General features: G+C 61.5%; 6 protein-coding genes. 4 read left to right on the top strand and 2 right to left on the bottom strand.

Translation table 11 applies throughout. The features are described 5' to 3' along the window. Positions 1-139: 139 nt before the first annotated feature. The 4 genes from HGR_RS12010 (at position 140) to HGR_RS12025 (ending at position 3,984) form a co-directional block, all read left to right on the top strand. Positions 140-697, top strand: a complete 558-nt coding sequence (locus tag HGR_RS12010) for a septation protein A (RefSeq protein ID WP_006298532.1) — start codon at positions 140-142, stop codon at positions 695-697. Between the two features lie 14 nt (positions 698-711). Beyond that, positions 712-1,023, top strand: coding sequence for a BolA family protein (locus HGR_RS12015; protein ID WP_081463532.1), 312 nt, complete (start codon positions 712-714; stop codon positions 1,021-1,023). 52 nt (positions 1,024-1,075) lie between these two features. Then, entirely contained in the window at positions 1,076-1,876 is an 801-nt protein-coding gene (locus tag HGR_RS12020) for a peptidylprolyl isomerase (protein WP_006298534.1), read from the top strand. A 107-nt stretch (positions 1,877-1,983) separates the two neighbouring features. Next, on the top strand, positions 1,984-3,984 hold the full coding sequence (locus HGR_RS12025; RefSeq protein ID WP_006298535.1) for a peptidase U32 family protein: 2,001 nt from the start codon (positions 1,984-1,986) through the stop codon (positions 3,982-3,984). 47 nt (positions 3,985-4,031) lie between these two features. Here HGR_RS12025 and HGR_RS17365 read toward each other — a convergent pair whose 3' ends face one another. Further along, entirely contained in the window at positions 4,032-4,460 is a 429-nt protein-coding gene (locus HGR_RS17365) for a hypothetical protein (RefSeq protein WP_138922507.1), read from the bottom strand. Further along, positions 4,457-5,483, bottom strand: a 1,027-nt coding sequence (locus HGR_RS17580) for a hypothetical protein (protein WP_006298536.1), incomplete at its 5' end; no start/stop codon positions are given. The genes HGR_RS17365 and HGR_RS17580, both read right to left, overlap by 4 nt.

The following is a 5,483-nucleotide window of genomic DNA, read 5'->3' on the forward strand; positions in this document are numbered from 1 at the left end:
GAACCCGACGATTTGGATTTGCGCAGCAAATCGTATGAGGAGCGGTCCGCCGCCCCATGCGCCTGCGTCGCCACCAGCAACCACAGAACCCACCGACACCGCTCCAACCCTGCACCGGCCGAATGAGAAAATCCCCCGCATGAAACTCCTGCTCGACTTCCTCCCCCTGCTCTTCTTCTTCGGCGCCTACAAGCTCTACGGCATCTACACCGCCACCGCCGTGCTGATGGCCGCCACCGTCGCGCAGATGGCCATCATCTACAGCATCGACCGCAAGCTGCAGGCCATGCACAAGATCACGCTGGCCCTGATCCTGATCTTCGGCGCGCTCACCCTCACCCTGCACGACGACCGCTTCATCAAGTGGAAACCCACCGTGCTCTACGCGGCGTTGGCCATTGCCTTGGGCGTGGCCGTCTGGGGCCTGCGCAAGAACTTCCTCAAGCTGTTGCTGGGCAGCCAGCTCACCTTGCCTGACGCCGTGTGGATGCGGCTCAACGGCGCCTGGGTGGTGTACTGCGCCTTCATGGCGGCCATCAACGGCTACGTCGCCGCCTATTTCAGCACCGAGAGTTGGGTCAACTTCAAGCTCTGGGGCTATGCCTTCCCGCTGGTCTTCATCGTGGGCCAAGGTTTCTACGTCGCGCGCCACCTCAAGAGCGAGCCCGCGCCCGGCAAAGACAGCGACGCGGCATGAACGCGGACATCGGCATGGCCAACATGGCCTCGCGCATGCAGGCCGTGCTGCAAGAGCGCCTGCAAGCCACCGCGCTGGAAGTCCTGGACGAAAGCGCCGCCCACCTGGGCCACGCGGGCTCCAACGGCACCGGCTTGGGCACCCATTTCCGCGTGCGCATCGCCAGCCCGCTGTTCGCGGGCCGTAGCCGCGTGGCGCAACACCGCCTTGTGTATGATGCGCTGCACGATTTTTTCGACCCCTACAACAAGCACAGTGCCACCGCAGGCACCCGCGGCGAACCCAGAGGCAGCAGCGTGCATGCGCTGGCCATCGAGATCCTCTGAAGCTCGCCCTTCTTTCACTGTTTCCCTCTTTCCCCCTCCCTTCTGAATCACCATGAAGAAAACGCTTTCCGCGACTTCCACGGCCCTGTCGGCCGCCCTCGTGCTTGGCGCGCTGGCCCTGCCCGCGTCCGTCGCCCAGGCCCAGAACCTGGCCGTCGTCAACGGCAAGCCCATCCCCACGGCGCGTGTGGATGCGCTGGCCCGTCAGGTGCTGCGCGGCCAGCCGCCCACGCCCGAAATCATGGAAGAACTCAAGCAGGCCGTGATCGACCGTGAACTGCTGGCACAGGAAGCGCGCCGCCAGGGACTGGCCGCCACGCCCGAGTACCGCGCGCAGATCGAATTCGCGCAGGAATCGCTGCTGATCCGCGAGCTGGTGGCGCGCTTCCAACAAACCAACCCCGTCACCGACGCCGACTTCCAGGAGGGCTACCAGCGCTTCGTCGCCGCCAACGGTGGCAAGGAATACCATGCCCGCCACATCCTGGTGCCGACCGAAGCCGAGGCCCAAGCCCTGCTGGCCCAGCTGAAGAAGGGCGCGAAGTTCGACGCCCTGGCCAAGCAACACTCCAAGGACCCTGGCTCCGCCGCGCGCGGTGGTGATCTGGACTGGGCGCCCGCCCAAGGCTATGTGCCCGAATTCGCCGCCGCGCTGCAGGCGCTGGGCAAGGGCCAGACCAGCGAGGCGCCGGTCCAAACGCAATTCGGCTGGCATCTGCTGCAGGTCGAAGATGTGCGCGATATCCAGTTGCCCTCGCTCAACGACGTGAAACCCCAACTGGCCCAGGAAATCGGTCAGCGCAAGTTCGAGGAGTTCCAAAAGGACCTGCGCGCCAAAGCCAAGATCAAGTAAGGCGTACCGGCGGCCAAGCGACGGGCGAACCCCGTCCTACTTGTCACCCCAGCAAACGCGGCCTTGGCCGCGTTTGTCGTTTCAGGCTGGGATAATCCCGCCCCATCATGCCGTCCCGCCTCGCCCAACACCTCGAACTCCTCGCCCCCGCCCGCGACGCCGCCATCGGCATCGAGGCGATCAACCACGGCGCGGACGCCGTCTACATCGGCGGCCCCTCCTTCGGCGCGCGCGACAAGGCGGGCAACCCCATCGGTGAAATCGAGCGGCTGTGCAACCATGCTCACCGCTACGGCGCGCGCATCTTCATCACGCTCAACACCATCCTGCGCGACGACGAACTGGAAGGCGCGCGGCGCATGGCCTGGGACGTCTGGAACGCGGGCGCCGACGCCTTGATCGTGCAGGACATGGGCCTGACCATGCTGGACCTGCCGCCCATCCAGCTGCACGCCAGCACGCAGACCGACATCCGCACGCCCGAAAAAGCCCGCTTCCTGCAAGACGCCGGGTTCTCGCAAATGGTGCTGGCGCGTGAATTGACGCTGCAGCAGATCCAGGCCATCCGGGCCGAGGCACGGGACGCCACGCTGGAATTCTTCATCCACGGCGCGCTGTGCGTGGCCTACAGCGGCCAGTGCTTCATCAGCCACGCCGTCACCGGCCGCAGCGCCAACCGCGGCAGCTGCAGCCAGGAATGCCGCCAGCCCTGGACCGTGACGGACAGCCAGAACCGCATCGTCGCGCACGACAAGCATGTGCTCTCGCTCAAGGACAACGACCAGAGCGCCAACCTCGAAGCCCTGGTGGACGCGGGCATCCGCAGCTTCAAGATCGAAGGCCGCTACAAGGACATGGCGACCATCAAGAACGTGACGGCGCATTACCGGCAACTGCTGGACCAACTGCTGGAACGCCGCCCCGAATTTGCCGCCAGCTCCGACGGTCACTGCCGCTACACCTTCGCGCCCGACCCCGAGCGCGGCTTCAACCGCGGCGGCACGGACTACTTCGTCAACGGCCGCCGAGAAGACATCGGCGCCTTCGACACGCCCAAGCACGCCGGCATCGCCATCGGCCACGTCACGCGCGTCAACGCCGACAGCTTCGACGTGGAACTCAATAGCGCCGAACTGGCGCTCAACAATGGCGATGCCCTGACTTGGTGGGACCGGCAAGGCGAGCTGCGAGGTGTGCCCGTGAACGTGGCGCAATCCCTGGGCGGCAGGCTGTGGCGCGTCTTCCCCAACCTGGCCGCCGCCAAGGAAGGCAAGGCGGTCTCCACCGCCCTGCTCAAGGACCTGCGCAAGGACGCGGAGATCAGCCGCAACCGCGACATGGCCTGGGAACGCCTGCTGGACAAGAAATCCGCCGAACGGCTGATCCCTGTCACGCTGACCCTGAAGGAAACCGTCGGCGGCTTCACCCTAACTTTGAGCGACGGCCAACACAGCGCCAGCGCGCAACTACAGCACCCTCACGAAGCGGCCAAGGACGCGGCCCGCGCAGAGGCCACGCTGCGCGAACACCTGGGCAAGCTCGGCGGCACGCTCTTCGAGGCCGATGCACAGAACATCACCTTGGAACTGAGCCAGCCCTGGTTCATCCCCGCCAGCCTGCTCAACGCCCTGCGCCGCGACGCCGTGGCCGCGCTCGAAGCCGCGCGCGCCTCAGCCTGGGAACGCCTGCCGAAAACCAAGCCAGTGGAACCGCCCGTGCCCTACCCCGAAGACACACTGAGCTACCTGGCCAACGTCTACAACAGCCAGGCTGCGGCCTTCTACGCACGTCATGGCGTGAAGGTCATCGACGCCGCCTACGAAAGCCACGAGGAACTGGGCGAAGCCAGCCTCATGATCACCAAGCACTGCGTGCGCTTCTCCTTGAGCCTCTGCCCCAAGCAAGCCAAGGGCGTCACCGGCGTGCAAGGCACCGTGCGCGCCGAACCCATGACCATCACCCAGGGCAAGGAAAAATTCACCCTGCGCTTTGACTGCAAGCCCTGCGAGATGCACGTCGTGGGCAAGATCAAACCGTCGGTGATCAAGCAGCAGGCGCGGGAAGTGCCGTTGACGTTTTATCGGACTCGGCCCGGGGTGTCGGTTTAGTTCACAGGTAGGTAGTTCACCTCGAGCACAAAATTCAATACAGGCTCCTATGGCTGGCAAGCAGGATATGTGGAATAAATGGGGTGCTTGCAATACGCACTATTCAGGCGAACGGCGCGGTCACGCCGAGGGATTAGGTGAGCATTTTCAGGTTTGCATGCCTGCACATCTTTTCCACTTTCCGTGTCGCACACAAAACGGAATCGACTCACGCTCTTATATCCACTTTCTAGCATGCACAAGCTCACTCGCACAGCACGCTCATAACCCTCATCACTTGAAACTTCGCTGAAGTTTTTGGATACAGGCCAAGTTGAGTAATTAAAAGGATTAAACGAACCACATTCAAGTAAAGCTTTCTTGATGTCATCTGGTGCTTCTTGTTTTTTTTCCCATACTTGATATTCAAGACGCGCCGGTCCAGCACAACCAACTAAAAGAAACGCTACCCCAAAGATAGAAAAAAACCCTCTCATTTCTTGTTCCTATCTGCGAAGCCCCATGTTGGCGTTTTGTCTTCCCAAAGTTGACCGCAAGAGGGTCTGCTGCTGAGCCCCCCATAACAATTGTGACTTGTGTCGCTACCTCCTATGGATCGAGTCACCTCGTTAAAGCCACTAGAACCTTCCGGTACCACGCCGCCAGATGGGGGATTCCCCCCAACAAATGTTCCGATAGGGTCATACGCGTGGTTCTGAAAATGAACGCTTCGCTCATTCTGGGTTGCCGCAGCGGCGCCTTGTAATTTGGAGAGCAGGCCATCCGCAAATTCTGCATTGAAGGCCGGTCCGAAGAAGTTCACATCCAATCCAGGCGATCGACCCGCGCCGCCAGAATTCAGAACCGATTGCATGGCGTTGCCAATGGTCATGGTTCCGCGGCTGTGCCCATCAAGGGTCAATCCTGTCGCACCATACTGATTGATCATGTCCACGTTCAATTGCGTAGGATTAGTCAGCCCCCAAAAATCTCCTTCCAGGTATTTCTGATACCCAGCCACTACCAGCTCGGCCACAGGATTACTGGCCTCCTTGAATTCGATGAAGTATTGATTGCGATCGACACTCGCCTCGCCATCCCTGGGTACCCCGAACTGAGCCGCGTTTTGGGCAGCGGCGCTTTGATCATTGAAGATGCCATTATTGAAAATGTAGAGCTTTCCATCCTCGCCTCGAACCAGATTCTTCATTTGCTCGGCAGTCACAGCCTCCCTTTCCGGGCTGCCATCTTGTTGCATCACCGGTTTTCCGTCAACGCCATACTTGATCGCGTACATTTTTTCATCTTCGGTAAACATCACTTCATAAGCCGAGTATGTGCCAGTCACGCGCAGCAAATCTCTGGCTGCTCCACCGGCTGCTTTTTTGGAGTTTTCTCCTAGATTCTTCTGGTCATTCTGCAGGCTTTGTCGACCCGCACTGGTCAACCACCGGTTGTCCATGGACGCGCTGGCGTTCAAGCCCGCCGTCTGCTGGTCCAGCGTCGTGATCTGGGCTTCG

The organism is Hylemonella gracilis ATCC 19624 (assembly GCF_000211835.1).
Taxonomy (GTDB): Bacteria; Pseudomonadota; Gammaproteobacteria; order Burkholderiales; family Burkholderiaceae_C; genus Hylemonella; species Hylemonella gracilis.